This window comes from Sphingobium sp. LB126 (assembly GCF_002795205.1).
Lineage (GTDB): Bacteria > Pseudomonadota > Alphaproteobacteria > Sphingomonadales > Sphingomonadaceae > Sphingobium > Sphingobium chungbukense.
In genome coordinates this window covers 12,036-37,745 of the sequence record NZ_NETV01000007.1, presented here as the reverse complement: position 1 = coordinate 37,745, position 25,710 = coordinate 12,036, and the positions used below count along the sequence as shown (strand labels likewise).

The window sequence follows — 25,710 nt, the reverse complement described above, 5'->3', positions numbered from 1 at the left end:
CGTGCGCGTCGTTGTCGATACCAATGTCCTCATTAGTGCGCTGCTTTCGGACAGATCGCCGCCCGCGCAGATCGTCACGCTCTGGCGCGAAGGGCGGTTCGAGTTGCTGACTTCCCAGGAGCAACTGGACGAACTGGCGCGGGTGACGCGCTATCCCAAAATCCGCGAGCGGCTTTCGCCCGCGCTGGCGGGGCGGCTTGTCAATGAGCTGCGCGACGTGGCTGTGATGGTGGCGGACCTGCCGGAAGTGACGGCCTGCGCCGATCCTTACGATAATTTTCTGTTGGCCATGATCGTCGCGGGCAGGGCCGATCATCTTGTGACCGGCGACAAGCGGGATCTTCTGACGATGGTCCGTTATGAGGGCGCACGGATCATCGCCGTGCGGGATTGTCTGGCGATGTTCGGGCGGGTGCCCAGGGATGAGTGGACATGAGCGGGCAGCACCAGGATAGCCAGGAGCGCGACGACCCGGTGCTGGCGTTCGAGCGGTTGCGCGGCGAGGTGTCGTTGCTGCGCCATGCGGTCGAGGCGCTGACCACGGCGCGCGAGTCCATCGACATTCCCGACTATGAGCCGACGTTAGAGCGCACCGAAAAGGTGCTGGGTATCCTGGTGCAGCAGATCGACGGTGTGCGAAAAAGCCCCGCCATGAGGCTCACCCCGGAGAATATGGGAGGTCGTTTAGACGCTTCCGTCGCCGAGGCGACCCGCGAGCTGCGCGCCCAGGTGCAGGCAACCGACATGGTGCTCAGAGGGGCAGCGCGCGACTTGTCCGATATGGTCGCATCGGCTCGGCGGGGCGACGAGCAGAACCGTTGGCTGTATATCGTGGGCGGCGTCGGTCTGGTGCTGGGGCTGTTGCTCTATACGCTGCTCGCCGGTCCGATCGCGCGGATGATGCCGGCGAGCTGGCTTTGGCCCGAGCGCATGGCGACGCGGGCGCTTGGCGAAAAGTCGGCATGGGATGCGGGGCAACGTTTGATGCAGACGGCCGCGCCGGAGAGCTGGGGATTGATCGTCGCGGCGGCCCCGCTCGCCGATGGCAACCGCGAGGCGGTGCAGGCGTGCCGCAAACAGGCCGAAAAAGGGGTGACTACACGAAAGTGACGTATCTGCACGCTAAGGGCGAACAAATCCGGTACGATGCCAGCAGATGCTATTCGCAGGCTTTCCTGCCCCTTTTATGTGGTGCCGCCCTACGGGCGCCGATATGGGAGGGCGGCAATCCGATTGACCAACGATCGAGGTAGAACCCTGCTCGCCAAATATGTGAGCTGGTTGCCCATCCCCGGTATGGCGAAGGATTGCCGATAAACCAGAGCGTGGACTGCATGGGCCGCGCACCGGTCAACGTCCATCAAACCCAACCTCCCCCACTTCAAATCGCTGAGGGCAGCCATGTCTGTGTCGATTCCACCGGGTGCAAAAGACCCAACACTCACTCCCGTCCCGGCAAGCTCCACGGAAAGCGCTCGCATGAGGGTGCTCACATAGGCTTTCGACGCGCCGTAGACCGCTTGGAAGGGCACGGATGTTTCGCCCGCCAGGCTCGACACGGCGATTACTGAGGATTCAAACGGCTGCTCCCTGAAAATCGCAATCAGGCGAGCCAGCAAATCCGTGAAACCGAGTATGTTTGTTTCAATTACCTCGGCATAAGTGTCGGCACGGCCTGCATCAAATGAACCAACGCTCGTCATTCCGGCAACCAACAAAGCGGCTGTTACTTGCAATTCTGCAACCTTAGCCGCGATTTTCTCCCTGCCCTCGATTTCACGTTGATCAGCCACTATAATCTCGCACGGCACATTGAACCGCTCGTCAATTTCGGTCTGTAGCTCCCGCAAGTTGTCGAGCCTTCGTCCAACAATCAGGGGCTTGGCCTGGTACGATGCCGCCAAGCGGAGGGCGGACGCTCTGCCCAAACCGGTCGAAGCCCCTGTGACCAGCACCCACGAGTTCTTGATCGCCAGCGGTTTCACGCGTTTTCCAGAGCCTTGTATAGGGCGGTTTTGCCGATCTTGAGCCGGGCCGCCGCCTCACGAACAGTGAGGCCCGCTGCGATATGCGCCCGCGCTTTACGTAGTTTGTCGGGGGTAACGACAGGCCGGCGACCACCCTTGTTGCCCCGCTCGCGTGCGGCCTTGAGGCCGGCATGAGTGCGTTCACGGATCAGGTCACGCTCGAATTGGGCCAGCGAGCCGAAGATGTTGAACACCAGCATGCCGCCCGAAGTGGTGGTGTCGATATTCTCGGTGAGTGAGCGGAACCCGATGCCGCGCGCCGCAAGCTCGCCGACCTTCTCGATCAGGTGGCTCATCGAGCGGCCGAGGCGGTCGAGTTTCCAGACCACCAGCGTGTCGCCGGGGCGCAAATAGGCGAGCGCTTCGGTTAGGCCAGGCCGATCGGCTTTTGCCCCGGATGCGTGATCGTCGAATATACGGTCGCACCCGGCAGTGTTCAGCGCGTCAAGCTGGAGCGACAGCTTCTGGTCTGCGGTCGAGACGCGCGCATAGCCGATCAGCGCCACATGATGCCCGATCCTGTCCGTTTTCCCGTCATTATGCGATCTTGTCCGAATCGCCGTTACAGGTCCAGAGTTAACGGACATATTCCTGTTGGCCGCCAGAGGACCGTCTGACGGACACGCAAAGCGAAGGAGATGATGCTTGGCGAGACGGCGACTGGTGAGCCTGGAAATCTGGGCGAGGCATTATGGCGCGCCGCTCGATGAGCGCGAGATCGCGCGTCATTATACGCTGACCAGCGACGACCTGGAAATTGTCGGCCGCCGTCGCGGCGATGCCACCCGGCTCGGCTATGCGATGCTCATGCTATATATGAGATGGCCTGGCCGTGCGCTGGAAGCGGGCGAAGTCCCGCCCGCTCCTGTGCTCGCCTATGTGGCGCAGCAACTCGGCGTCGCGCCGGCAGCCTTCGCGGATTATGCCCATCGGGACCAGACCCGTCGCGAGCATCTCGTCGAAATCCGACGATCGCACGGGTTCAGGATTTTTGACCGCAACGCTTTCCGTGAAGTTGTCGCCTTCTCGGTCCCAATCGCGCAGACCATCATACACCCCGGCCAGATGGCAGACGTCATCGTCGATGAACTCCGGCGCCTGCAGATCCTCCTGCCTTCTCCGTCGATTCTCGAAGCGGTGCTGCGGCGGGCGCGCCAGCAAGCCGAACAGCTTACCTATGAAGTGCTCACGAATGGCCTGCTGCCTGACACCCTTCAGGGCCTGGACGATTTGCTGGCCCGACGACCGGGGCAGGTCGCGACATGGCTATCCTGGATGCGCAATGCGCCACAATCGCCGGCAGCGCGCAACATCCTGCGCCTGATCGAACGGCTCGCCTATATCCGCGCGCTGGGCCTCGATCGCGCCCGTGCCGACATGATCCCGGCTTTGACTTTTGACAGGCTGGCGGACGAAGGCAGCCGCATCACACCCCAGCACCTTGGCGAACTCAATGCCCTGCGCCGCCATGCGACGCTGGCGGCAACCGGCATCCGGCTTGAGGAAAGCCTGACCGACGCCACCCTGACGATGTTCGACAAGCTGTTGGGCAGCATGGCGCGCCGCGCCGAGAACCGGACCCGCGACAAAGCCCTCAAGACGGTGCGCGAGTTGCAAGGCCACCTCCGGACGCTCACGGGGTCTTGCCGCCTCCTCATCGACGCGCGCAGCAAGGGCGTGGATTCTCTGGCGCAGATCGAGGCGCTGGACTGGCAGCACTTCGCCGTGGCCGTCGAGCAGGCCGAAGTGCTCGGGCGACCGGAAACCGTCGATCGCACCGCCGAATTGATCGAGCGGCATCGGACGGTGAAGCTCTTTGTCGGCGCTTTTCTCAACGCCTTCGAGTTTCGCGGCGCCGGCGCGGTTCAGGGGCTCCTGTCAGCGCTGGCCATCATCGCGGAGCTATATCGGACCGGCAAACGGCGCTTGCCTGATCGCGTGCCGCTACGCTTTGTGCCGCCCGCATGGCGCCCGTTCGTCCTGCGGGATGGCATCGTTGATCGTGCCGCTTATGAACTATGCGCCTTGTCGCAACTACGCGAGCGGTTGCGAGCCGGGGATATATGGGTCGCGGGAAGCCGGCAGTTTCGCGATTTCGACAGCTATCTCATACCGCCGGCGACCTTTGCGGCGCTGCGCGAGAAGGGGCCGTTGCCGCTCGCCATCGAAACGGATTTCGAGCGCCATATCGAGGAACGGCGCACCAGGCTCGACACGGCGATCGAGCAGGTAACGGTCCTTGCACGGCAAGGGGAGCTGCCCCAGGTTAAGCTTGACGAAAACGGTCTCATCATCTCGCCGCTGAAGGCGGCAACACCGCCCGCCACCGAGATTGCCCGTCGCGCCGCCTATGATCGACTGCCGCGCGTGAAGATCACCGATCTTCTGCTGGAGGTCGATGCCTGGACCGGGTTCAGCGAATGCTTCATCCATCGTCGTTCGGGCCGGGAAGCCGACGATCGCAATGCGCTGCTCACGGTCATCCTCGCCGATGGCATCAATCTCGGCCTCACACGCATGGCGGAAACCTGCCGGGGCGCAAGTCTGCGTCAGCTCGCCCATCTTCACGACTGGCACATCAGCGAAGCCGCCTATGGCGAAGCGTTGGGAAGGCTGATCGACGCCCATCGCGCCATGCCGCTCGCCGCGCTGTGGGGAGACGGCACCACTTCGTCGAGCGACGGACAGCAATTTCATGCCGGGGGCCGTGGGGCCGCGATCGGCGACATCAACGCGCGCAGCGGCAACGAACCAGGCGTTGCCTTCTACACCCATGTCTCGGATCGATATGACCCCTTCGCAAGTCGGGTGATCGCGGCGACCGCTGGCGAAGCGCCCTATGTGCTGGATGGCTTGCTGTATCACCAGACCGGCCTGACGATCGAGGAGCACTACACCGATACGGGCGGGGCATCGGACCATGTGTTCGGCCTCATGCCCTTCTTCGGCTACCGCTTCGCGCCGCGCCTGCGCGACATCAAGGAGCGTCGTTTACACCTCCTTCCCGGCCAAGAATCCGGCCCCTTGCTTGCCGGCATGACGGCCGAACCGATCGCATTGGGTCATGTCGCGGCGCATTGGGACGAACTGCTGCGGTTCGCCACGTCGATCCGCACCGGCACCGTCACTGCTTCGGCAATGCTGCGCCGCTTGTCCGCCTATCCGCGACAGAACGGACTGGCCCTCGCACTACGCGAGCTGGGCCGCCTCGAACGCTCCATTTTCATGCTCGACTGGCTGCGCGACATCGACCTGCGCCGGCGCACCCAGGCGGGCCTCAACAAAGGCGAAGCCCGCAACGCGCTCGCCCGCGCGCTCTTCTTCAACCAGCTCGGCGAACTGCGCGATCGTCGGTTCGAGAACCAGACCTATCGCGCCTCCGGCCTCAACCTGCTCGTCGCCGCCATCATCTTGTGGAACACTCGCTATCTCGAAATGGCGCTGGCGGACATCGGCACAGCCGACGAAATCGCACGCCACATCGCGCCATTGGGCTGGGAGCATATCTCGCTGACCGGTGACTATAGCTGGAATGTTGAAGATCAACCCGATCCGGACGCCTTGCGACCGCTGCGCGCCGTCAACTCCCTACTTGCCGCGTGACGTTCGCTATCCGTTCGCCCTTTCCGTGCAGATACGTCACTTTCGTGTAGTCACCCCAAAAAGCGAAAAGACCGGTGCGCTGCACAATCGAGGTAAAAGGCGCCCCGGAATCATCGGTTCCGTGAATCAGTGCAGCATGACTGATTCAGAGAAGTCGTCGGACATCGGCAAACCGATGCTGTAGGCTTTGCGACATGAATGGCGCAGGTCTTCTCCCTAATCCCGTTGAGCTGATCGCGCTTGATCCGGCGCGTAATATTCGCCGACGCTACAGCATCACCGTGAGCGTTGACCTGTTCGGCATGATCGTCGTCGAAAGCCGCTGGGGCCGGATCGGCGCGCGCGGCCAAGCCCAGCGCCATGCCTTCGCCGATCATGCCGCAGCCGAGCGGTATATCGCAGCGCTTCTCCAAAAGCGTGGTACGGCTGAAAGGCGGATCGGTGTCGCCTATCGGCCTGTCTGACACCGGACACAGAGCTCGCGTGTCGAAGCTGATCGACCCCCTTATCCTTATGTCAATCTGGAGTATAGCCTAACCGGACGTCAGGATGCAGCGGCGGTTTCTGTCAGGATAGGGTTATGGCAAGCATTTATTGACGCATGTTCCGCCGTGTCATAGAATTCAACCTGACATTTTGACCGGAGGCGGCGATGAAAGGCCAGAGGATCGGTTACGTCCGGGTGAGCACATTCGATCAGAATGTCGATCGCCAGTTGGACGGGCAGTCGCTCGACCGGATTTTCACCGACAAGGCATCGGGCAAGGACATCAACCGCCCCGAACTCGATGCCATGCTCGCCTTCGCCCGCGAGGGTGACACCGTCGTGGTCCACAGCATGGATCGATTGGCGCGTAATCTCGACGATCTGCGCAAACTGGTTCAGTCCCTCACCAAAAGAGGCGTCCGGATCGAGTTCGTGAAGGAAAGCCTGGCCTTCTCGGGCGAGGATTCCCCGATGGCCAACCTGATGCTCTCGGTCATGGGTGCGTTCGCCGAATTCGAGCGCGCCCTGATCCGGGAGCGGCAGCGCGAAGGCATTGCGGTCGCCAGACAACGCGGTGCTTATCGCGGGCGGAAACGTTCCCTCTCCGACGAAATGGTCGCCGAGCTGCACCGCCGTGTTGATGACGGCGAGCGCAAGGCCGTCATCGCCCGTGACCTGGGGATCAGTCGCGAAACCCTCTACCAGTATCTCCGCGCTGCCACCTGAGCCGGTTTCACCCAGCCTCGCTCACCCTTAGGCTTGTCTGATTGATACGACCAATGTCACGTCTCTTGAATTGCTTGAATCATATCAATGAGGATTGGAGGTCTCCTTCGTCAAACGAATGGCAAGAGCGCGACCGATTGCCGCTGCGGCGACTGGCTGGACGGCGCTTGGCGGAAATGGTGCAACCGAACTAGCATTGATCTCGCAAAGCGCATAGGAGCCATCGCTGATGGCTTCACCAGGGCGAAATAGGAAGTCGGCGTCCCAAAGAAGCGGAAGATCGTGGTCGGCGATCGACAGCAACCTTTGCATCTCTGGAATCCAGCGATCCTCCATCGCTTTCCGTAAGGCTGCGAAGCGCGTCACCTCCGGTCCGAACATGGCGCGGCCCATCGGCTGTGGGGTTGACGACGTTGTATCAATGGCCGTTGGCGTCATCAGCGCAGTGATCAGGTTGTGCCCAAAGCCAACCACTCGGTGCCCGCACACGTAGCAGCGGACCATGCCCTCGGACGACTGCGGCTGATAAGCCTGATCGATCAGCACGCCGCCGTCGTTTAGAAACGGCACCCACCTTTCCAAGCACTCGGCTAGGCTGATGCGCTCCGATTTGCTTCCTTGGCGGGCCTCTTGAACTTTCACCGACGTTTTCAAAGCCGGAGCGTTTCCCGCTTCGTCTAGTTGGACACGCCATACATTCCTGCCGCCGTTGCCGTAGTTCGGCTTCAGCACGCGCGGGCCTGCGGCAAGATGTTCGGGGAAACGAGCGCGAAGGCCTTCAGCGTCCACGTATCGATCGACATCGCTGCCCCATTCCATGGAGCGCGTTGTGTAGAGCACTTCCTTGACGCCGATTTTGGCGATCACGTCAGGATGCGCGCTGACGACAACGCCGCACCCCGCGACTTCGCGCAGCATTGGATCGAGCTGCGAGCGGTCGCCTGAAATGTCCAACGGATTCACCCAGACCAGCACTGCGTCGCACGACAGCAGCTCGTCCCGAATCTCGCGAACCGCCTCGTCCCTGTACAGTACAGGCCTTGCGGTCGCCCCGAGCGCCCGCAAGGCCTGCATTATCGGCCACTGCCGGGCTTCATGAAAGCGATGCGTCCACTCGGCTGCTTGCCCACGCCAAAGAAGAGCGATGTTCGGGCCGGATGTCATTGTTGCATCTCCCCATCGGACCTGTCCCCTTTGTGGTCGCGAACTCAGGTGTCGCGCAGCAGTGGGTGTTAAGCCACGGCGGTCGGGTTCAGCCGCCGCCGCGCAAAGCCGCGGCATAGCGCCGGTCGACCACTTCCCAGTCGATGTTGCGGAAGAAGGCGTCGACATATTTGGCGGCGGCGGTGCCGTAATCCATGTGGAAACTGTGCTCGTACATATCGAGCGCGAGCAGCGGCACGCCGGCAATCGCACCGTGCATATGATCCCACGCCCAATGGTTGTGCAGCGAGCGCGTGTGGAGATTGTAGACGAGCACGCACCAGCCCGATCCGCCGGCAAGGCTCATCCCGGTACGGCGGAAGTCGGCTTCCCAGCGGTCGAACGAGCCGAACGCCGCGCCCAGCGCGTCGCGGATGGAACCGGCTGCCTGGCCGTTGCCGCCGAGCCCGTCGAAATAGACCTCATGGAGCACGACCGAGCCGGTGCGGTGCAGCTCCTCGCGCTTCAATCCGCCATAGACCACCGGCGGCAGGTCCGTGTCAGCGAGCGCGGCGGCAAGTCGTGTCTCGATCATATTCAGGGCCTTGACCGAGCCCGCATAATTGTTCTCGTGGTGCGATGTGATCAGCCTTTCGGAGAGGCCGTGAAGCCTGGCGGGATTGAACCTGAGCGGCTTGACCTGATGATTTCCGGCAAAGGCGGGGACAGCCGCCGGCGCTGCGGCCGGCGTCTGCGCAGAGGCTTCGTTGATAGTCATGGCGGCGGCTCCGATGCCAAGAGTTGCGATTGCACTGCGTCGGGAAAGATGGTCGATCGTCACGCGTCACTCCTTCAGATGATCATTACATATGCGGCCCCGAGGACCGAGCAGACGCCGAGCACCGGCAGCATGCCGGCCTTGAACCGGAACATGGCGAGTATCGCACCCACCGCGAGCGCCAGCGCCGGCCAGTTGACGGACGTTAGGACTGGGAGATCGATGGTGCCGGCTGCGAACGGCACTTCGCGGACTTGCTCGAACAGAGTGTGGATACCAAACCAGACCGCCAGATTGAGGATCACGCCGACCACTGCGGCGGTGATCGCCGAAAGCGCGGCCGACAATGCGCGGTTGCCGCGCAGCCGCTCGATGAATGGCGCGCCGGCGAAGATCCACAGGAAGCATGGCAGGAAGGTAACCCAGGTGGTGAGGATTGCGCCGAAGGTCGCGGCGACGAGCGGCGGCAGCCCGGTCGCTTCGCGGAAGGCCGCGAGGAAGCCGACGAACTGCGTCACCATGATCAGCGGCCCGGGCGTGGTCTCGGCCATGCCGAGCCCGTCGAGCATCTCGCCGGGCTGGAGCCAGCCATAGGTCTCGACTGCCTCCTGCGCGACATAGGCGAGCACCGCATAGGCGCCGCCGAAGGTCACCACCGCCATCTGGCTGAAGAAGGTGGCGATGCGGCTGAACACGTCGTCGGGGCCGAACGCGAACAGCAGCGCTGCGACCGGCCCGAGCCAGAGCAGCAGCAGGACGCCGGAGATGCGCAGCGACCAAGAGAGGTTCGGCCGGGCATGGTCGGGAAGGCCCTCGCCAAGAGCGGTGTCGCGGTCGTGGATTATCTCAGCGCCGGCGGGACCATGTCCGCCGCCGCCCTTGAATGCGGCGTAACCAGCGCGGCCACTGAAGAAGCCGATCAGCGCGGCGGCAAGCACGATCAGCGGGAAGGGCACGTCGAGCACGAAGATCGCGACGAACGCCAGCGCGGCAAAACCGCGCATGACGTTGTTCTTCAAGGCACGCGAACCCACCCGGACCACCGCCTGTAGCACCACCGCCAGCACGGCGGCCTTCAATCCGAAGAACAATCCCTCGACCAGCGGCACTTCGCCGAGCAGCACATAGACATAGCTGAGCCCTAAAATCGCGAGGAAGCCGGGCAGCACGAATAGCGCGCCCGCGACCAGGCCGCCCTTGGTCTTATGGAGCAACCAGCCAATATAGACAGCTAGCTGTTGCGCTTCAGGGCCGGGCAGCAGCATGCAATAGTTGAGCGCGTGGAGGAACCGCTCCTCGCCGATCCAGCGCTTCTCCTCGACCAGGATGCGATGCATCACCGCTATCTGGCCCGCCGGTCCGCCGAAGCTGAGCAGCGCGACCCTGATCCAGACGCGCACCGCCTCGCCAAAGCTGATGCCGTGCTCGTGCAGCGTCTCGACTGCGATTTCAGCGCGTGCGCTGGCCTCCATCTTTAGTCCTCTTTTCGCCGGGTGAAGTGAGCATAGAATCCGTCGAGCGCGGTCGATCCGCGCGCGATCCGCTCCTCGTCGTCGTCGGTGCCGGCACAGATGCCGGCGATAAGCGCGCTCACTCCCGGAGTTTCCGGGCGCTCGAACCGAGCATCGGCAATATCAAGGTCGTGAACAATTTCGCCGAGCGCCCGCAGCGCGGGGTCGGTCTCGAGACCGGTGAGGAACACCAAGGTCTCGAAGGAGCAGCGGTCGCCTTCGTGGGTGAACTCAGCGTCCGCCATGTCGAACCTCAGTTCGTCAGGCTCCGGCACATATCCTTTGCCCTCGACGAACTTGAAGCTCGCCTCGGGGTCGATGAAGCGGCGAATGAGCCAGGCGGACGCGATGCGATCGACATGGACATGGCGGCGCGTCACCCAAACGCGGCGCTTTAGCTCCGCCGGGGTCAGCTCGGGCGCACCGGGGCCGCTCACATCGGGATGTTGGTGAGAGCGGCGGTCCGCCTCGGTGATGGCGGCCTGTGCCGCCTGCCGACCATGCGCACCGAAAAAGTCGATCGCGGCGACCTCGTTCAGGCGTTTGCGCAGGCGGCCCACATCCGCCGCCGCGACATACTCGCCCTCACACAGCGCGCGCGCCTCGCGTGCCAACTCCTCATAGTCGGCGTCACGCGCAGCGTCGAACACTCCGCGCAGCTCCGCATCGCCCATGCCGCCGACAAGGCGCGCTTCGAGGATCAGCGCCTCGCCGCCATTTTCGGTGATCTCGCGATGCAGTTCTTCGAACAGCGCGCGCGTGTCCTCGCGATTGGGGAGCGCATGGACGGCGTTCTTGAGCGGCGCGGCCCCGATCGCCTGCAAACGCCGCCAGACCTTCACCCGCAAATAGGCAGGCTTAGCCGGAAGCTGCGGGATCAGGAGCAACCAAGGGGAAGCTTGTGTGTTTGTCATAGTTGTATCGTCACTAGCCTACAAGTGTAAGGGTTGCATCACAAGCCTCATGAGCATAGGACTGCTTATCCCGAAGAAAGAAACCGGAGCGCAATGTCGCGGCTCGCCGGCGGCGCGCTCGCATGACGTGAGGCTTTCCGTGTCGAGTGCGCTGATGAAGGATCAATTATGCTGAAAAAGACCATCGCCTTGGGATTCGCCAGCCTCCTGCTGGCAAGCCCGGCATGGGCAGCGCCGGACTGGTCGGCTGTCGACCGGGCGATAGGACGAGCGGGGGCCGAACAGCCGGGGGGCGTTCACCGCTACAGCTTCCCGCGTTCGGACCTGAGCGTCACGCTGGATGGGGTGACGATCAAGCCCTCCCTCGCGCTCGGCTCTTGGGCGGCGTTTCAGCCGATGGGCGACGAGGCGATGGTGATGGGCGATCTCGTGCTGACCCACGACGAGGTGAACCCCGTTTTGAGCCGCCTGCTCGCAAGCGGTTTTACGATCACCGCGCTCCACAATCACCTGCTCCGCTCTTCGCCTGCGACCATGTACATGCACATTGCCGGCCACGGCGACCCGGTGAAGCTCGCGGCCGCGCTCCGGCAAGCGCTATCAGCCAGTCGGACCCCGCTCGCCGCGCCGCAATCGCCTTCGGCCAGCGCAGCCGCATCGCGGCTCGACCTCGATGTGGCCGCGCTCAACCGGTTGATGGGCGGTGAGGGCAAGACGGCCGGTGGCATCCTCCAATACAGCTTTCCGCGCGCCGAGCGGCTGATGGACGGCGATATGGAGACTCCGCCGACGATGGGCACGGCGACCGCGATCAACTTTCAGCCAACCGGGGACGGCCGAGCCGCCATCACCGGCGATTTCGTACTTGTCGCAAACGAGGTCGATCCGGTCCTGCGCGTGCTGCGGACGAACGGGATCGAGGTCACGGCGCTGCATAATCATATGCTAAACGACGAGCCGCGGCTGTTCTTCATGCACTTCTGGGCCAACGACGACGCAGCCAAGCTCGCCCGTGGGCTGCGCGCGGCGCTCGACAGGATGAACAATCAGAGGAGTTGAACTCGGACGACGGCTCATTGGGCCGTAACCGCCGCCCGCCCGACCCCACGGCCCTTATGCAGGAAGTGGAATGGAACATGGCTAGCAAACGAACTCTCACTGTTGTCGCAGGCGTGGGCGCGGCCGCGCTGGCGATCGCGGGCGTGGCGATCGCGCAAAACCACGAGGCGAACGAAAACCGGATAATCGGCAAGCACAGCGAACGAGACATCCCGCTTGCTCAGGTGCCCGAGGCCGCGATGAACGCGGCACGCGCGCAACTCGCGTCAATAAGCAAAGCGGAGCAAGTCACCCGAAAGGCGGACGGAAGCACGCTCTATGAAATCAAGGGCAAGAACAGCGACGGAAAGACGATCGAACTGTTCGTCACGCCCGAAGGCCAGGTGCTCGGCCGCGAATGATGGATCAGCACGGGGCGCCGGCCGTCGAGGGCCGTGCGCCCCTTCCGAAATGATACTGCGGAATAGGAGACGAAAATGCGGCCAAGGCGATGGATATTGTTATGCGCCGCTTTGGCCGCCCTGCCTGATAGTGCGATCGGCCAAACCGAACCCGCGTCGGCGACGGGCTCGGCGTTGTTCGTAAGCTGTCAAGCGAATGAGCCGCGATGCGGCGCTTACCTCCAAGGCGTGCTCGACATGATGATCGTCGCGCGAAAAGCGGAATGCCGCGCTCCACGCTATGACCGATCGGCGCTGCGCGCGGCATATTTACGCTGGGCGGAGCAGAATAGCTATTTTATGAGTGTTCATATGGTGGCCGGAGCTGAACGCTCGTTAGCGAAGGCTTGGCCATGTCAGTAGCATCGTACCCCGCGGCGTAGCCTGCCCGGCGGCTGCCTTTGAGGGCAGGCGGAGCGTCCGCCTGGCGGTGAATTCCGCCAGCTCAACGATCCCATGTCGCGCCTCAAGCTCGCTAATTAGCCGATGTTCGCATTATGTCTGCCAAATCGTTGTCTGGCGCACAAACCTTGAGGTGACGCCTATATGGTCAGAATTCGACCGGCGGCGCGATCAACTATCTCGCTAACCGGGCAACCGACACATTTCAGGCTGGCCTGAGCATATCATATGCCCGATTCAACGATACATTAGTTGACGGCTATGTCTCCGGGCCGCTCACCGACACCGTTCGGGCTCGGCTTGCGTTCAATGTCGAGCGAGCGGATGGCTGGCAGTATAGTGTGACCCGGCCTGATGAGCGAAATGGACGCAAAAATCTTAGCAGCGGGCGGCTGCTGCTCGACTGGAAACCATCCGACGACTGGTCGATCGGGCTAAACATTAACGGCGGCCTCGATCGGTCGGATACGCAGGCCGCACAATTTCGTGGCCCAACTATTTCGGAGCCAGGCTTTAGCCTTCTTAAAAACAACCGGCCAGAGCTCTTTAATTTTCCCATTGCGCCCAATAAAGCGCGAGCGGCAGACTTTGATCCAAAACTGGATCTGTCTCAGAGAAATTCGCTGTGGCAGACTGCATTAACGGTGCAGCACCAGCTCACCGGTTATGTCGCTCTGAAATCGATCACGTCTTTTGTGCAGTTCAAGCAGTTTCAGCCACTGGACACCGATGGTACTCCTTATGACGCTTTTGGCGGCCCCGTGTCAGGTAATCTCAAGTCTCTTTATCAGGAGCTACGCGTTCAGCGAGAGGGCGAAGGTTTGAATTGGATCGTTGGCGCTAACTATATTCGCGACAAGATCGTCGAGCGCCAGCGCTCCACAAGCACGCAATCAGGCTTCTCGATCGTCGGCGTTTCCGCGTTTGATAACAACAATCGGCAAAAAGCCGACACTAAGTCCATCTACGGCAATATCACCTATTCCTTCGCGGAAGGGTTGAAACTGGAGTCTGGGCTACGCTACACAAAGCAGAAGCGTAATTTTACCGCATGTTCGCGCGCTGATGATATCGTCACCGCAACAATTTACTCTAACCGACTGAAACTACCCATAGCTATTGGAGATTGCCTGACCCTAGGTCCCACAGGTGTGCCTGGAGTCCAGCGCGACAAACTGGTCGAAGACAGCCTATCATGGCGGGCGACGTTGAACTGGCAGGCTTCAGCCGACTTTCTCGCCTACGCTACTGTCAGTCGTGGCTACAAGGGCGGATCCTTCCCGATTTCGGGAGCGACATCCTATCTGCAATACCGCCCTGTTAAGCAGGAAAGCCTTCTCGACTTAGAGGCAGGATTAAAAGCGAGCCTGTTTGACCGCCGCGCTCAGCTGAATTTGGCAGGCTTCTATTATGAATACCAGGACAAGCAGGTTCGCGGTAAATTCATTGACGCAGCTACGAAACTGGCATTTAGCGGCCTTGTCAATGTGCCCAAGTCGCGGCTTTACGGTGCCGAAGCGCAACTTTCATTGCGCTTGTCCCGTGCGTTGACGATCGGCGCTGATGCGACCTATGTGAACTCGAAGATCAGCGCACCGTTCGCAAACGTGGATTTCTACGGCTTCTCCAAGGATTTTGAAGGTGAACCTTTGCCGTTTGCGCCGAAGTGGTCAATGGTTGGCCGCGCCGACTTCGATCAGCCGGTCACCGAGCATCTGACTTTCTTTGCTGGAGCTAACGTCAATTATCAATCCTCAACCAATGCTGCGCTCGGGCAGCAGCCAGCGGCAGACATACGGAGTTTTTATACGCTGGACGTCCGCGCTGGCATCAGGACGTTGGACGATAAGGTTACGGTCAGCGTTTGGGGCCGCAATATCACCAACCAATATTACTGGACTGGCGTCAATCTCGTTTTGGACGTGGTCAGCCGGTACGCAGCTCAGCCCGCAACCTATGGCATGACGCTATCCTACAAAATCTAGCAGGAACCGCCTGTGAGCCGACCGGGTCGGCTCGGGAGGTGGGGGCAGGGGTCAGGCGGCATCGCGGGTTTTGAAGCAACAGCGTTCATGCCAGTCTCGACGATGTCGCAATGGTGGGTGACCTTATCCATCAATTATTGAGGCAACCGATCTCTTCTTTTCAGGGGCCGGCGAGCTTTCGCCGGCTCTTTCCTAAGGCGCTTGCAGCGCGATGCTGCGCAGGACTCCGCACACTGACCAAAGTTTCAGAACCGACTCGGGGACCTCGCCGGCGGATTTCCATCAAGGCCAGCGGTCACCAAATGCCGCACAAACAGGCCGGACATATGAAAGCAACCGATCAAACCCATCCCGACAAACGACCCTTGCCCAGGGGGCGTCCACATATGAATCACGACACCCTGCCATCCGCCAGAGGTTTTTAGAGGCGTCCAATCGCATTGAGGGTGCGCATGCGTGTCGAAAGCCGATGGCTCGCAGTCGCTCGACCTCCAACACGATGCCCTCACGCAGCCGGCGTCGAGCCCGACAATGTCTATGACGATCGCGCGTCCGGCATGATCCGCAGATTATCGCGACCAGCCTGATTTTCGAAACCGACTCTCAGCGGATTTCGGCGCCGGATCGGTTGAAGCCTTCCTTTACCAGCTCGCGAAGCCAGCGGTTCGCCGGATCAAGGTGGAAACGCCGGTGCCAATATTGGCGAAGTGCGAAGGCCGGGAGCGAGATAGGCGGGTCGCGCAAGGCAACGATGCCGTACCGGCTGAACTTTACCCCGAGGGATCGGGGCACCGTCGCGACATAATCCGAGTGCTGCGCGACCAACCAAGGCACGCTGAGGAAGTTGGTCGTTGTGATGGAAACATTCCGCTTCACGCCGGCCTCGTCGATGGCGGCGTCATGGCGAACGATCACGCCGGCTCGGCCAACGTCGACCACGACGTGCGATAAAGCAGAAAACTCCTCCTGTAGGATAGGCGCCCCGCCCGCTGCGTTCGAAGGATGCACGATGCTGAGATAGTCGTGCATGAAGAGCTCCTGCTGGACGAGTTCTTCGGGCAACTGTCCCAACCGTCCAATCGCGAGGTCGGCCTCGCCCGTGCCGAGCACGGTGTCGAGTTGCCGGCCGGCGGCCTGCATTGTGCGCACCTCTATCAACGGGGCGTCCTGGCGGAGCCGCTCGACCAGAGCGGGTAGGAAGACGAGCTCGCCCATGTCGCTTAGGCAAAGCGTAAAGGTTCGGCGCGAATTCCGTGGGTCGAACGGCACAATCGGCAGCACCTCGTCGCGGAGTGTAGCTACCAGGCGCGACACGGTCGTACCCAGTGCCCGGCCCTTAACCGTGGGAACGACGCCGGAACCCGACCTAACGAAGAGCGGGTCCCCGAAGAAAACTCGGAGCCGCTTGAGGGCATGGCTCGCGCCACTCTGGGTGATGCCCAAGCTCTGGCCCGCGCGGGTTAGGGTCTTCTCGCGCAACAGCGCATCGAACACGAGCAGAAGGTTCATGTCGAACTTTGCAAAATCATGCCGATTAGTCATAGTCTTAATATATATTATTCACCTCCCGAATGTCAAAGCAGGGCCTTTGCCTCTACAAAGAACGGATCGCGCACGCCTCCTGCATCGTGGTCGATGGAGGCCGTTCGGTGCTCTAACACGAATAAACGAGCCGGGCCGCTCCGCGAAGCGACTGACCGAATAAATGAATGGGATTCATGAAGAAGATGATATCTACTCGCTTGCATAATGATGGAAGACTGCGGTAGATTTGTTGAAACAATACGAGAAAACGGATTGGACTCGATACGAAGGGGGGGGTATGGTTGGAAGAGGGGCCGGCATAATTGCCGCGGCATCAATGATCTCGGCCGCCGCGCAGGCGCAAACCACGTCAGGCACGAAGCAGCACGCCATTCTACCTGCCGAGCAATCCACCACCGATAGCGCCAGCACCAGCGATGTCGCGGCTTCCTCGACGCAAGGCCTCGAAGAGATCGTGGTGACCGCGCAGAAACGTTCGGAAAATCTTCAGCGAGTACCGATCGCAGTTACGTCCTTGTCGGCGAACCGAATCCAGACTGCCAACATCACCAGCACCGTCCAACTCGCGGCGGTCTCGCCAGGTGTCAACATCGAACTCGTCAATGCCAATTTTCAACCACGCATCCGCGGCGTAGGCACCTCGTCGCAAGGTCCAGGTGTCGAGAACCCAGTCGCCCTTTATGTCGACGGTGTCTACTATGCCTCGCAGCAGTTCGGACCGGGCGATCTGAGCGACGTCCAGTCGCTGAACGTGCTCAAGGGCCCCAAGGCACTCTGTTCGGTCGCAACGCCACCGGCGGTGTTATCCAGATCAATACCCGTGATCCGTCGCGGACGTTCAACGGCGAGCTCGAGGCCCGCCTCGACTCTTACTTGACCAGCCGCATCTTTGGCTACGTGAGTGGCAGCCTAACTGACGACGTCCAAGCTGGACTGTCGATCGCTTATGCAAAGCAGTTTGATGGCTGGGGCGAGAACTTGGCGGACGGCAAGGACGTCCACCGGGCCGACAACGACCTCAACGTGCGTTCGAAATTCTTCTTCGAACCGACGTCGTCGACGACCATCAAGCTCTTGTTCGACTACGCCCACAGGGATGGCACGAACGGACTCAATTTCAGGCCCTACCCCGGCACCAAACCACTTTTGCCGGGCTACCGGCAGGGCGGTAGCAAGTGGGATATCGACAACGCCCAGGCCGGCGATCTCCGGTTCGATGGCGGCGGCGCGGCCCTAACGATCGAGCAGGACGTCGGCTTTGCGCAGCTGGTCAGCACGACCTCCTACAGGCGCTACTCCTCCTTCACCAATTTCGCGGCGTCAATGGTCCCGCAGCCTGCCCAGATCATCGACATCAGCCGTAGCGGGAACCAAGAAACAGAGGAGCTCCAGCTTCTCTCGAAAGCGAGTTCCAAGCTAAAATGGGTCTTTGGCGTGTTCGGGATACGGTCCAGCGAGACGGTGGACCCGCTTAGCGTAAAACTTTTCGGTCCGCTTGCCCCCGCACCGGACTCGCTGGCGCTGATCGACATCAGCGCCAAGACGGTCGCGAAGTCGATCGCGGTCTTCGGGCAGTCTAGCTACGAGGTGCTCCCCCGTCTGAACTTCACCGCCGGCTTGCGCTACACTTACGAGCACCGCAGCTTCACCGGCGGCGAGACCGGGATGTTGAACAACGGCTTTGACCTCGGCGCCCTGCCGATCCCGGCGGTGCCGCCAACCGTCTCGTTTAATAACGTCTCTTGGCGGCTCGCGCTGGACTACCAGCTCACCCCGTCCACCCTGCTGTACGCGTCCAACAATCGCGGCTTCAAGAGCGGTGGCTACAACGGCCTCGATCCGACCAACCCGCCCTACCTTCCAGAACGACTCGACGCCTACGAGGCAGGTATGAAGACCGAGCTGTTCGATCGGCAGCTGCGACTCAATGTTGCGGGCTTCTATTACAACTACCAGAACATCCAGGTCAGCCGTTTCCTTCAGACGGCAACGATCTACAACGGCGGCCAAGCGCATCTGTATGGCGTCGACATCGACGTCGATGCCAAGTTGGGCGCATTCACTATAGAGGGCGGGCTCGAGTACCTCCACAACAAGTTCACCCGGTTTCCCGATGCGCAGTTCAGCGTGCCCCAGCCTAACGGGGGCAGCCTGATCACCTCTGGCGACGCAGCGGGCAATCATCTTCCTTTCGCCTCGACGTTTTCGGGCAACCTCAGCCTGACCTACACCACGGCGCTCGCCGGAGGCGACTTGGCGCTCAACGTCAACGGCTCCCACAATAGCGGCTACTGGCTCGAGCCGGACAACATCCTCAAGCAGCCCGACTATGATCTTCTTGGCGCCAGCATCAGGTGGGCTCCGTCCAACGCCAGGTATACCCTTCGCCTCTGGGCGACCAACCTCCTCAACAAGGCGGTGATCGGCTTTATTGCAAGCAGCGCGCTCGGTTCGGAGACCGACTACAGCAATCAGCCGCGTACTTTCGGCGGGACACTCACCATCAAGTTCAGATAACGATAAGACAGGAACAAACAAGCATCTGGAACGGAATATGATAGAAAAGACGATCGACATCAAAACGCCAGACGCCAGCCCAATCGGCGGAGGAATGACGACCCTGATATTTCATCCCGAGGACGACCCATCGCCGGTGATCATCCTCTACATGGACGCCTTCGGTATTCGCGAGGAACTGCGGAACATGGCGCGGCGTCTCGCAAGCGTCGGCTACTATGTAGCGGTTCCCAACCTTTATTATCGTTCGTCGCTATTGGAAGTCGATCAGATCGCCAGCATGCCGGACGAAGACGGTGCTCCCAAGATTATGCCGCTCGTGCGGGAGGTAACCGTCCCGCGCGTGATGGCCGACAGCGACGCGCTCCTGGGCTTCATCGACCAGGACTCCGCAGCAGCGAAGGGGCCGATCGGTACGGTGGGCTATTGTATGAGCGGTCGCAACGCGATTGCTCTGGCCGCCCGGCATCCCGATCGTGTCGCGGCAGTGGCATCGATCTACGGCACTTGGCTGTTCGAGGACAGCCCGACTAGCCCCGCCAACATGCTGCCATCGGTCCGGTGCGCGCTCTACATGGCCTGCGCGGAGCACGACCCGTTCGTGCCGCTGCACGAGGTAGAGGCGCTTCGGAATATGCTGATGACCCGCGACGCGCCCACCGAGGTCGAGCTCTACGCGGGCGAGCATCACGGTTTCGCCTTCCCCCAAAGGGCGAGCTACAGCCGCGTCGCCGCCGAGCGTCACTGGGAGCAGCTCTTCCGCCTGTTCCGACCGCTTCTGGCAACTGCATGATCGCAGGCAGTTCTCAGACCCACTGTCTGGACGCCGGTCGATGCGCCTGAGTAGACGTCTGGGACTACCCCCGTCGACACCAACAGAACAGATTTGAGGGTTGTGATTTAAGGAGGATTTGGGCTTCGCCGTAGTGACGAAGGAGCGAAGATGAAGCCCAAATCCTCCAATGCAAAATAGCCGACCAAGGCCTCTACCAAAACGGGATAAAGGACATTTGGCGGCAGACCCGTCGGCATTTCTAGGCCAAGAACAGCATTTCGAACTATGCCAACAAGGAAGGCATCGTTCAGAGCTTGTAGGTCAAAAGAGTTCATGAGAAGCCTGCGCGCCACCAACCTGAACCTGCTGCCCGTGCTGCGCGCGGTGCTGCGTTTCAAGAACGTCACTCGAGCGGCACGAGCGCTTGACCTGAGCCCATCCACGGTGAGCGAGATGCTAGGGCATCTGCGCCATATGTTCGACGACGAGTTGCTGGTGGCGCGAGGCAAGACCTTTCGCCTTACGGTCGTTGCGGAACGTCTGGACCAGCAGCTCCGTACCGTGCTCAAACCGCTTGACCACCTCATCGACCTGGAAATCTCCGCCACCTCGCACGAGAGCCCGAAACTCGACATCGCCATCAACGACTATTCGATGCTGGTGGTCGGCGAGCAACTGGTCCGCTTCTGCGCCGAACTGCATCCGGAAATAATCCTCAACCTCCACGATGTGAACGAGGAAACTGCGATCGCGCTGTTGCAGGGAGACCTAGATTTCCTCATCTCGCCCGAAATTCCGGCGGGGCTGACCGATCCACAATTCGCCCGGCTTGCCCTCGTCGACGATCGGATGATGGGTCTCGTTGACGCAGGGTCGCCAATCATTGGCAACATCTCGGAAGAGATGTACTGGCGCGCGCAGCATATCTTCCTGCATCATAACCCCGGCCACTACAACGCTAGTCGCACCACGATTTTGCAGCATATCGGTGAGAACCGCGCCGATTCAATACTAGTCGAGAGTTACCCGCTCCTTGCCTTTTTGGTTGAAGGAACGGAGAGCATCGCCCTGGTGCTGGAGCGTGCTGTCGCCGCGTTGATGCCGCAACCCAGTGTTCGGCTAGTCGAGGTGCCGTTCGAAGTGACGCTCAGGACCTTCGCTTATTGGGATGACACCTATCCTCGGGACCCGGTGCAGCGCCGGTTCGTTGAGATCCTCCGCGACTTCGCCTCACAGATTAGTCGTCGGGCGACGACGCGCGCGAAGGCGTTCTATCCCTGATGGCCAATCGACGAGACGTCCCCGGACTGGACAAGCAGAAGCGCGGAATTGCGCGCGGGGCGGCCTTGGACCGCTCACGTCAGACTGGGCGCTTTCCCGGGCTCAACCACAATCTCCTTCCAGCCCTGCGCGAGCTGCTCAAGTCGCGCAGTGTTGCCAAAGCTTCCACCGCACTGAACATGAGCCAGTCGGCGATGAGCGATTCCCTCGCTCGGCTGCGCGGCTATTTCGACGACCCGCTTCTGGTCAGCGCCGGCCGCAAGTTCGTACTTTCGGATCTTGCTACCCAGATCGAGCCTGTCATCGATCAGATGTTGAGCCGCGTCGAAGTGCTGCTTGGCCTGCAGCCGTTCGATCCTCAGGCCTTCCTCGGGCGGGTCAAGGTGTCAGCGCCGGAAAACGCAGTGCTCACGCTGCACCCTAAGTTCCTAATCGAGGCGCGGCACTTGGCTCCGACAATGTCGATCCATTTCGTGCGCGATTGCGCCGACGTTCTGCCGACACTCGCGAGCGGTCTGCTGGACTTCGCGCTAATCCAGGCGATCGAAGCACCGGAAGTGGACAGGTCTTTGGGAATCGAGCTCCTATATGAGGAGGAATTGGTCTTGCTGAGCGATCGCGCTGATGCGGCGGACGATCGCGTTGCCGAAGTGCGCGACCTCTTGCTGTCTACGCCCTCGGCAGTGTTGCGCGAATGCCGAAAGATTACGCACAGTCATAGTGCGCCTGAGGTTCTGATCCTTCCGGCGTTGCAGCTCGTAAAGTTGGCGCAGGCGCGTAACATAGTGAGCGTGGTGCCTCAGCGCCTGGCCCAGCGGCTAGGCGCGAGCGTGGCTAGGCCGAATCTGCCGCGCCTCTCGACCTTCATGGTGTCACGGCGTTTGCGTGAGAAAGAGCCATTGCAGATCTGGGTATCGACCCTACTGAAGAACAGTGTCGTTAGTTGACCGCCTGCGGCGAAGGCCGAAAGTAACATACCTGCCGATACCTACCGTCCCTATTTCCGATTGTTCTTTTTCGATCGGCACGCCTAGTCTTCCCAGCAGCCAAAATCGATCCACAGCGTGCAGCAGCTGCATAGTTGAGTTCGGCACGAGGGCGGCGATTGATAATCGGGCCATGAAACGCGCAAGCCATTGATATTGATCGGCTGTGGGTGCGGTCCGAGCATATCATGTGGCCATCTCGCGAAGCGCAGTCACAGTGCCCCGAGTCGCCCTGATGCGATAAGAGGTTTAAGGAGAAGTTCGATGGTTTCGATGATAGCTCGCGTAGCGGCGCCCGCTGGCCGCCAGTGGGACTGGCTGGACAAGGAAGATCTAGCGCAGCTGACGCCGGCACTATTGCTCGACGCGCGCGCGGTATCCGTGACCTTGCGGCGCAGTGCGCCGAGGAGACCGAGCGGCAGCGTCGCCCGCTCGATCAGGTCGTCGATGCGATGCGCGCTGCTGGGATATTCTACCACTTCGTGCCCAAACGCTTCGGCGGGCTAGAATTCGGCCTTCAGAGTTTCATCGATATCGTCACAACGGTGGCAGAGGGCTGCATGTCCAGCGCGTGGATCATGTCCTTTTACATGCAGCACAATTTCCTGATGAGCCAGATGCCTAGGCAAGCGCAAGACGAAGTCTACGGCGCCTATCCCTACATTTGCGCGCCTGCGACCACCGCTCCTCCGGGCAATGCCATCCCAACCGACGGAGGCTATACGGTCAGCGGGCATTGGAAATACGCTTCTGGCATCATGCATGCCGATCTGCTGCAGCTGATGGCCATTGTGCAGCGCGACGGCAAAGCGGCCGAGATGCGTATGTTCGTGTTGCCAGTCGATCAGGGGCGGGTAATCGACACCTGGTATGTTGACGGCCTTTCGGGGACAGGAAGCGCCGACGTGGTGGTAGACAGCGTGTTCGTGCCCGAGCATATGTCGGTGGATTTCGAGCAGGTTCGCGCTGGCGAAGGCTTCGGTCGGGACTACCACGACAACCCGCTGTACGGCATCGCGGTCGACATCCTTCTCAACATCTCGTCCGCCTCACCGGCTATTGGCGCGGCCCGGGCCTGTGTCTCGGCGTTCAGTAAGCGGCTGCAGGAGCGCAGTCCTCGCGGGACCGATGGCGCGCCACAAATCAAGCCAACGGCGCTCGTTCGCCTAGCCGAAGCGAACCTCGCCGTAGAGGTCGCCGAAGTGCTGCTGCGCGATGCCGCGCAGCGCACGGAGGAGGTAGCGCGCGCCAGGCGCGTCCCGACCGCCGAGGAACGGCTCCTCATCCGCTCGCACATCGTGTTCGCGGTGGATCAGTGCAAGCGGGCGGTACGGACCGTCTCGGACGCGGCGGGGACGAGCGCGCACAATCTGGACAACCCGATCCAACGCGCAGTGCGCGACGTAACGGTGTTGGCCAGCCATGCGGTGTACGACTGGGACAACTCAATGGAGTTGTTGGGCCGCACCATCACGGAGTGGCAAACGCCAACATGTTCAAGCACCATTCCCACACCCAGGCTTCCAAGGCGGCCTGAGGGGGAAGTCCTGATGCCCATGGCGACCAGAGGCCGCTGGCGGCTGTGCTCGCAGATTTAGGAAGAGGATCCAGAACGATGCTCAAGAAACTTCATCATGTCGCTATCGCTGCGTCGATGCCGAGCAGACGACCAAATTCTACACCGAACTGCTCGGTCTCAAGCTCGCAGCGGCCTTGGTCCACAATTATGTCCCGTCGACTAAGAAATCGGACCCGCACAATCACATCTTCTTCGAGATGGATGACGGCAGTTTCATTGCCTTTTTCGACGTTATGAATGACACGAGATCGTCGTCAGTTCCTGAAAACGACTGGGCGCAGCATCTGGCGCTGGAGACCGAGTCGCACGAACGCGCCGAACTGCTCGCCCAGCGGCTGCGGGACAATGGCGTCGAAGTGATCGGTCCCATCGGTCACGGCTTCTGCGACTCCTATTACTTCTATGATCCAACGGTCATCGCCTAGAGATGACCGTGCGCACCGATTCAGCGACGATGTGGGATGATTTCGCGCGGGCCGCCGGCGACGAAATGACCAAATGGCGTGAGCGGAAAGCCACCGGCAAGGCAGTAGCGTGAAGGTAGAGGAACTGCGCGAGCAGTTGGAACGCCGCGCCTTCACGATCTCGTTCGAGGAAAGCGCGCTCTTCACCGAGGTGTACGGCTTTGTCGGCCGCAGCGGGCGCATTTTCCTGGAGGGACAGCTGTTGCTTCCCGGCAATGCGCCGTCCGACACTGTGCTGCTGTTCATGCACCCGTCGTCCGCGCTCAACCTCCTGCCACTGCCGCGCGCCTTCGCCGAGGCCGGGCTACACGTCATGTGCTGCGGCAGCCGCTACATCCGCAACGATACATCGCTGATCATGGAGAAGGCGATCATCGATATGGGCGCCTATGTGCGCTACGCGAAGGAGGTTCTGGGCTACGGAAAAGTGGTGCTGGTTGGCTGGAGCGGTGGCGGCTCGCTTTCGATAGCCTATCAAGCGGAGGCTGAACAGCCTACCATCACGGAAACGCCGGCCGGTGACCCCGATCGACCTCGCGGCTGCCGGACTGATCCCGCCGACGCAATCTGGAGCGTCGCCGCGCATCTGAGCCGCGCCGAAACACTGACCGAATGGCTCGACCCTTCCGTGGTTCACGAAGGCGATCCGACACCGGGACCGCGCGCTGGACATCTACACCTCCGAGGCGCTGGCGGCGATGCCTTTCGATCCGGCCTTCGTAGCGCGCTTCAGAGCATCGCAGGTCGAGCGCAACCGTCGGATCACGTCATGGGCCGACGCCATGCTGCGTGACCTTCGCGCGCGTGGTACCGACGAGATGGAGCGCGGCTTCATCGTCCACCGCACGATGTGCGATCCGCGCTGGATCGACCCAGCGTCGATCCCAACGGACGCAAGCCCAACTGGTGCTATCTCGGCAATCCCCGCACGGCCAATGCCGGCCCGGTGGGTCTTGCCCGCTACACCACACTGCGCTCATGGCTGTCGCAATGGTCTTATGATCGTTCCAACGCCAGGACCTCCCTTAATGCGCCGCGGATCACCGTGCCGGCGCTGGTAATCGAGAACGGCGCCGACGACGCAACGCCCGCGACGCACCCGCGCAAGATCTTCGAGCTGCTCGGCAGCGCCGACAAGAGCTTCGAAAAGATCGACGATGCGACCCACTACTTCCAGCAGCAGCCTGCGTTGCAGGAGCGTGCCGTGGCGATCTGTAAAAACTGGCTGAGAGAGCGCTGTATGATTAAAGCGTGACCCGAGAAAGTGCTCTCGAAACATCGACACAATCGGAAATGGACGAGCCGCCCGGTTGCCCGTGCCAAGCACGAGATCTGACCGGTGCCACTTCGCTCGCTCCGCAGTCTTAAGGGCACAGTCCATTCTTCCCGAAACTTAGTGTCGGAAACAGGGGACTGGGTGCCGGTTGGATCGTCAAAGCCGCGCGTATATGAACACACATAATGACACTAATTATGCTTAGGCTAGAC

General features: G+C 61.2%; 24 protein-coding genes and 1 pseudogene. 18 read left to right on the top strand and 7 right to left on the bottom strand.

Annotated features, from left to right (window positions below; translation table 11 throughout):
- The first annotated feature begins 1 nt into the window (after window position 1).
- On the top strand, window positions 2-436 hold the full coding sequence (locus tag CAF53_RS26285) for a putative toxin-antitoxin system toxin component, PIN family (RefSeq protein ID WP_100240102.1): 435 nt from the start codon (window positions 2-4) through the stop codon (window positions 434-436).
- Window positions 433-1,110, top strand: a complete 678-nt coding sequence (locus CAF53_RS26280; RefSeq protein ID WP_100240101.1) for a DUF6118 family protein — start codon at window positions 433-435, stop codon at window positions 1,108-1,110. Before CAF53_RS26285 ends, CAF53_RS26280 begins: the two co-directional genes overlap by 4 nt.
- 89 nt (window positions 1,111-1,199) lie before the next feature.
- Here the strand turns inward: CAF53_RS26280 and CAF53_RS26275 are convergent, their stop codons facing one another.
- On the bottom strand, window positions 1,200-1,985 hold the full coding sequence (locus CAF53_RS26275; RefSeq protein ID WP_004213209.1) for an SDR family NAD(P)-dependent oxidoreductase: 786 nt from the start codon (window positions 1,983-1,985) through the stop codon (window positions 1,200-1,202).
- Entirely contained in the window at window positions 1,982-2,533 is a 552-nt protein-coding gene (locus tag CAF53_RS26270) for a recombinase family protein (RefSeq protein ID WP_004213210.1), read from the bottom strand. Before CAF53_RS26270 ends, CAF53_RS26275 begins: the two co-directional genes overlap by 4 nt.
- 139 nt (window positions 2,534-2,672) lie before the next feature.
- Here CAF53_RS26270 and CAF53_RS26265 point away from each other — a divergent pair, with 139 nt between their 5' ends.
- The 3 genes from CAF53_RS26265 (at window position 2,673) to CAF53_RS26255 (ending at window position 6,843) form a co-directional block, all read left to right on the top strand.
- Window positions 2,673-5,630 carry a Tn3 family transposase gene (locus CAF53_RS26265; RefSeq protein ID WP_031286087.1) on the top strand — a complete coding sequence of 986 codons (2,958 nt, stop codon included), beginning with the start codon at window positions 2,673-2,675 and terminating at the stop codon, window positions 5,628-5,630.
- Between the two features lie 194 nt (window positions 5,631-5,824).
- Window positions 5,825-6,094: a WGR domain-containing protein gene (locus CAF53_RS26260; protein ID WP_100239968.1), complete on the top strand. Its 270-nt coding sequence runs from the start codon at window positions 5,825-5,827 to the stop codon at window positions 6,092-6,094.
- A gap of 188 nt (window positions 6,095-6,282) precedes the next feature.
- Window positions 6,283-6,843: a recombinase family protein gene (locus tag CAF53_RS26255; RefSeq protein ID WP_017184234.1), complete on the top strand. Its 561-nt coding sequence runs from the start codon at window positions 6,283-6,285 to the stop codon at window positions 6,841-6,843.
- Between the two features lie 84 nt (window positions 6,844-6,927).
- On the opposite strand, the gene CAF53_RS26250 is transcribed toward CAF53_RS26255, so the two are convergent.
- The 4 genes from CAF53_RS26250 to CAF53_RS26235 form a co-directional block, all read right to left on the bottom strand.
- Complete coding sequence (locus CAF53_RS26250; RefSeq protein ID WP_157784811.1) at window positions 6,928-8,007, bottom strand: Cj0069 family protein; 1,080 nt, start codon at window positions 8,005-8,007, stop codon at window positions 6,928-6,930.
- Window positions 8,008-8,095: 88 nt separating this feature from the next.
- Window positions 8,096-8,764: a Fe-Mn family superoxide dismutase gene (locus CAF53_RS26245; protein WP_017184236.1), complete on the bottom strand. Its 669-nt coding sequence runs from the start codon at window positions 8,762-8,764 to the stop codon at window positions 8,096-8,098.
- A 74-nt stretch (window positions 8,765-8,838) separates the two neighbouring features.
- Window positions 8,839-10,236, bottom strand: coding sequence for a chromate efflux transporter (chrA, locus tag CAF53_RS26240; protein WP_017184237.1), 1,398 nt, complete (start codon window positions 10,234-10,236; stop codon window positions 8,839-8,841).
- A gap of 2 nt (window positions 10,237-10,238) precedes the next feature.
- Window positions 10,239-11,117 (bottom strand): chromate resistance protein ChrB domain-containing protein, encoded by an 879-nt coding sequence (locus CAF53_RS26235; protein WP_232307676.1) that lies wholly within the window; start codon window positions 11,115-11,117, stop codon window positions 10,239-10,241.
- 240 nt (window positions 11,118-11,357) lie between these two features.
- Here CAF53_RS26235 and CAF53_RS26230 point away from each other — a divergent pair, with 240 nt between their 5' ends.
- The 4 genes and pseudogenes from CAF53_RS26230 to CAF53_RS26215 all read left to right on the top strand — a co-directional run.
- Window positions 11,358-12,248, top strand: a complete 891-nt coding sequence (locus tag CAF53_RS26230; protein ID WP_008603797.1) for a DUF1259 domain-containing protein — start codon at window positions 11,358-11,360, stop codon at window positions 12,246-12,248.
- Entirely contained in the window at window positions 12,245-12,649 is a 405-nt protein-coding gene (locus CAF53_RS26225; protein ID WP_228165648.1) for a PepSY domain-containing protein, read from the top strand. Before CAF53_RS26230 ends, CAF53_RS26225 begins: the two co-directional genes overlap by 4 nt.
- Window positions 12,650-13,260: 611 nt before the next feature.
- Complete coding sequence (locus CAF53_RS26220; RefSeq protein ID WP_100240100.1) at window positions 13,261-15,075, top strand: TonB-dependent receptor; 1,815 nt, start codon at window positions 13,261-13,263, stop codon at window positions 15,073-15,075.
- Window positions 15,076-15,531: 456 nt separating this feature from the next.
- Window positions 15,532-15,632 (top strand): annotated as a pseudogene (locus CAF53_RS26215) (transposon DNA-invertase); the annotation flags it as partial.
- A gap of 46 nt (window positions 15,633-15,678) precedes the next feature.
- Here the strand turns inward: CAF53_RS26215 and CAF53_RS26210 are convergent.
- On the bottom strand, window positions 15,679-16,584 hold the full coding sequence (locus tag CAF53_RS26210; protein ID WP_197707579.1) for a LysR family transcriptional regulator: 906 nt from the start codon (window positions 16,582-16,584) through the stop codon (window positions 15,679-15,681).
- A 352-nt stretch (window positions 16,585-16,936) separates the two neighbouring features.
- Here CAF53_RS26210 and CAF53_RS26205 point away from each other — a divergent pair, with 352 nt between their 5' ends.
- From CAF53_RS26205 to CAF53_RS28845, 9 genes are all read left to right on the top strand, one after another.
- Window positions 16,937-17,497 (top strand): TonB-dependent receptor plug domain-containing protein, encoded by a 561-nt coding sequence (locus CAF53_RS26205; RefSeq protein ID WP_157801401.1) that lies wholly within the window; start codon window positions 16,937-16,939, stop codon window positions 17,495-17,497.
- Window positions 17,494-19,137, top strand: a complete 1,644-nt coding sequence (locus CAF53_RS26200; protein WP_100240098.1) for a TonB-dependent receptor — start codon at window positions 17,494-17,496, stop codon at window positions 19,135-19,137. Before CAF53_RS26205 ends, CAF53_RS26200 begins: the two co-directional genes overlap by 4 nt.
- A gap of 94 nt (window positions 19,138-19,231) precedes the next feature.
- Entirely contained in the window at window positions 19,232-19,930 is a 699-nt protein-coding gene (locus tag CAF53_RS26195; RefSeq protein WP_197707587.1) for a dienelactone hydrolase family protein, read from the top strand.
- 315 nt (window positions 19,931-20,245) lie between these two features.
- Complete coding sequence (locus CAF53_RS26190; RefSeq protein ID WP_157801376.1) at window positions 20,246-21,193, top strand: LysR family transcriptional regulator; 948 nt, start codon at window positions 20,246-20,248, stop codon at window positions 21,191-21,193.
- Window positions 21,193-22,140 (top strand): LysR family transcriptional regulator, encoded by a 948-nt coding sequence (locus CAF53_RS26185; RefSeq protein ID WP_100239977.1) that lies wholly within the window; start codon window positions 21,193-21,195, stop codon window positions 22,138-22,140. Before CAF53_RS26190 ends, CAF53_RS26185 begins: the two co-directional genes overlap by 1 nt.
- 347 nt (window positions 22,141-22,487) lie before the next feature.
- A complete protein-coding gene (locus CAF53_RS26180) occupies window positions 22,488-23,777 on the top strand; it encodes a hypothetical protein (RefSeq protein WP_100240097.1) in 1,290 nt (429 codons plus the stop codon).
- 7 nt (window positions 23,778-23,784) lie between these two features.
- Window positions 23,785-24,183, top strand: a complete 399-nt coding sequence (locus tag CAF53_RS26175) for a VOC family protein (protein ID WP_197707596.1) — start codon at window positions 23,785-23,787, stop codon at window positions 24,181-24,183.
- Window positions 24,184-24,319: 136 nt separating this feature from the next.
- Window positions 24,320-25,015, top strand: coding sequence for a hypothetical protein (locus tag CAF53_RS28850; RefSeq protein WP_242443685.1), 696 nt, complete (start codon window positions 24,320-24,322; stop codon window positions 25,013-25,015).
- 57 nt (window positions 25,016-25,072) lie between these two features.
- Entirely contained in the window at window positions 25,073-25,477 is a 405-nt protein-coding gene (locus CAF53_RS28845; protein ID WP_242443684.1) for an alpha/beta hydrolase, read from the top strand.
- The last annotated feature ends 233 nt before the right edge of the window (window positions 25,478-25,710 follow it).

Bases quoted from the DNA above. Each gene is read 5' to 3' on its own strand.
- CAF53_RS26205 (WP_157801401.1), top strand. From the start codon at position 16,937: ATGATCTCGGCCGCCGCGCAGGCGCAAACCACGTCAGGCACGAAGCAG.
- CAF53_RS26255 (WP_017184234.1), top strand. From the start codon at position 6,283: ATGAAAGGCCAGAGGATCGGTTACGTCCGGGTGAGCACATTCGATCAG.
- CAF53_RS26250 (WP_157784811.1), bottom strand. From the start codon at position 8,007: ATGACATCCGGCCCGAACATCGCTCTTCTTTGGCGTGGGCAAGCAGCC.
- CAF53_RS26245 (WP_017184236.1), bottom strand. From the start codon at position 8,764: ATGACTATCAACGAAGCCTCTGCGCAGACGCCGGCCGCAGCGCCGGCG.
- CAF53_RS26260 (WP_100239968.1), top strand. From the start codon at position 5,825: ATGAATGGCGCAGGTCTTCTCCCTAATCCCGTTGAGCTGATCGCGCTT.
- CAF53_RS26190 (WP_157801376.1), top strand. From the start codon at position 20,246: ATGAGAAGCCTGCGCGCCACCAACCTGAACCTGCTGCCCGTGCTGCGC.
- CAF53_RS26230 (WP_008603797.1), top strand. From the start codon at position 11,358: ATGCTGAAAAAGACCATCGCCTTGGGATTCGCCAGCCTCCTGCTGGCA.
- CAF53_RS26210 (WP_197707579.1), bottom strand. From the start codon at position 16,584: ATGAACCTTCTGCTCGTGTTCGATGCGCTGTTGCGCGAGAAGACCCTA.
- CAF53_RS26280 (WP_100240101.1), top strand. From the start codon at position 433: ATGAGCGGGCAGCACCAGGATAGCCAGGAGCGCGACGACCCGGTGCTG.
- chrA (WP_017184237.1), bottom strand. From the start codon at position 10,236: ATGGAGGCCAGCGCACGCGCTGAAATCGCAGTCGAGACGCTGCACGAG.
- CAF53_RS26195 (WP_197707587.1), top strand. From the start codon at position 19,232: ATGACGACCCTGATATTTCATCCCGAGGACGACCCATCGCCGGTGATC.
- CAF53_RS26185 (WP_100239977.1), top strand. From the start codon at position 21,193: ATGGCCAATCGACGAGACGTCCCCGGACTGGACAAGCAGAAGCGCGGA.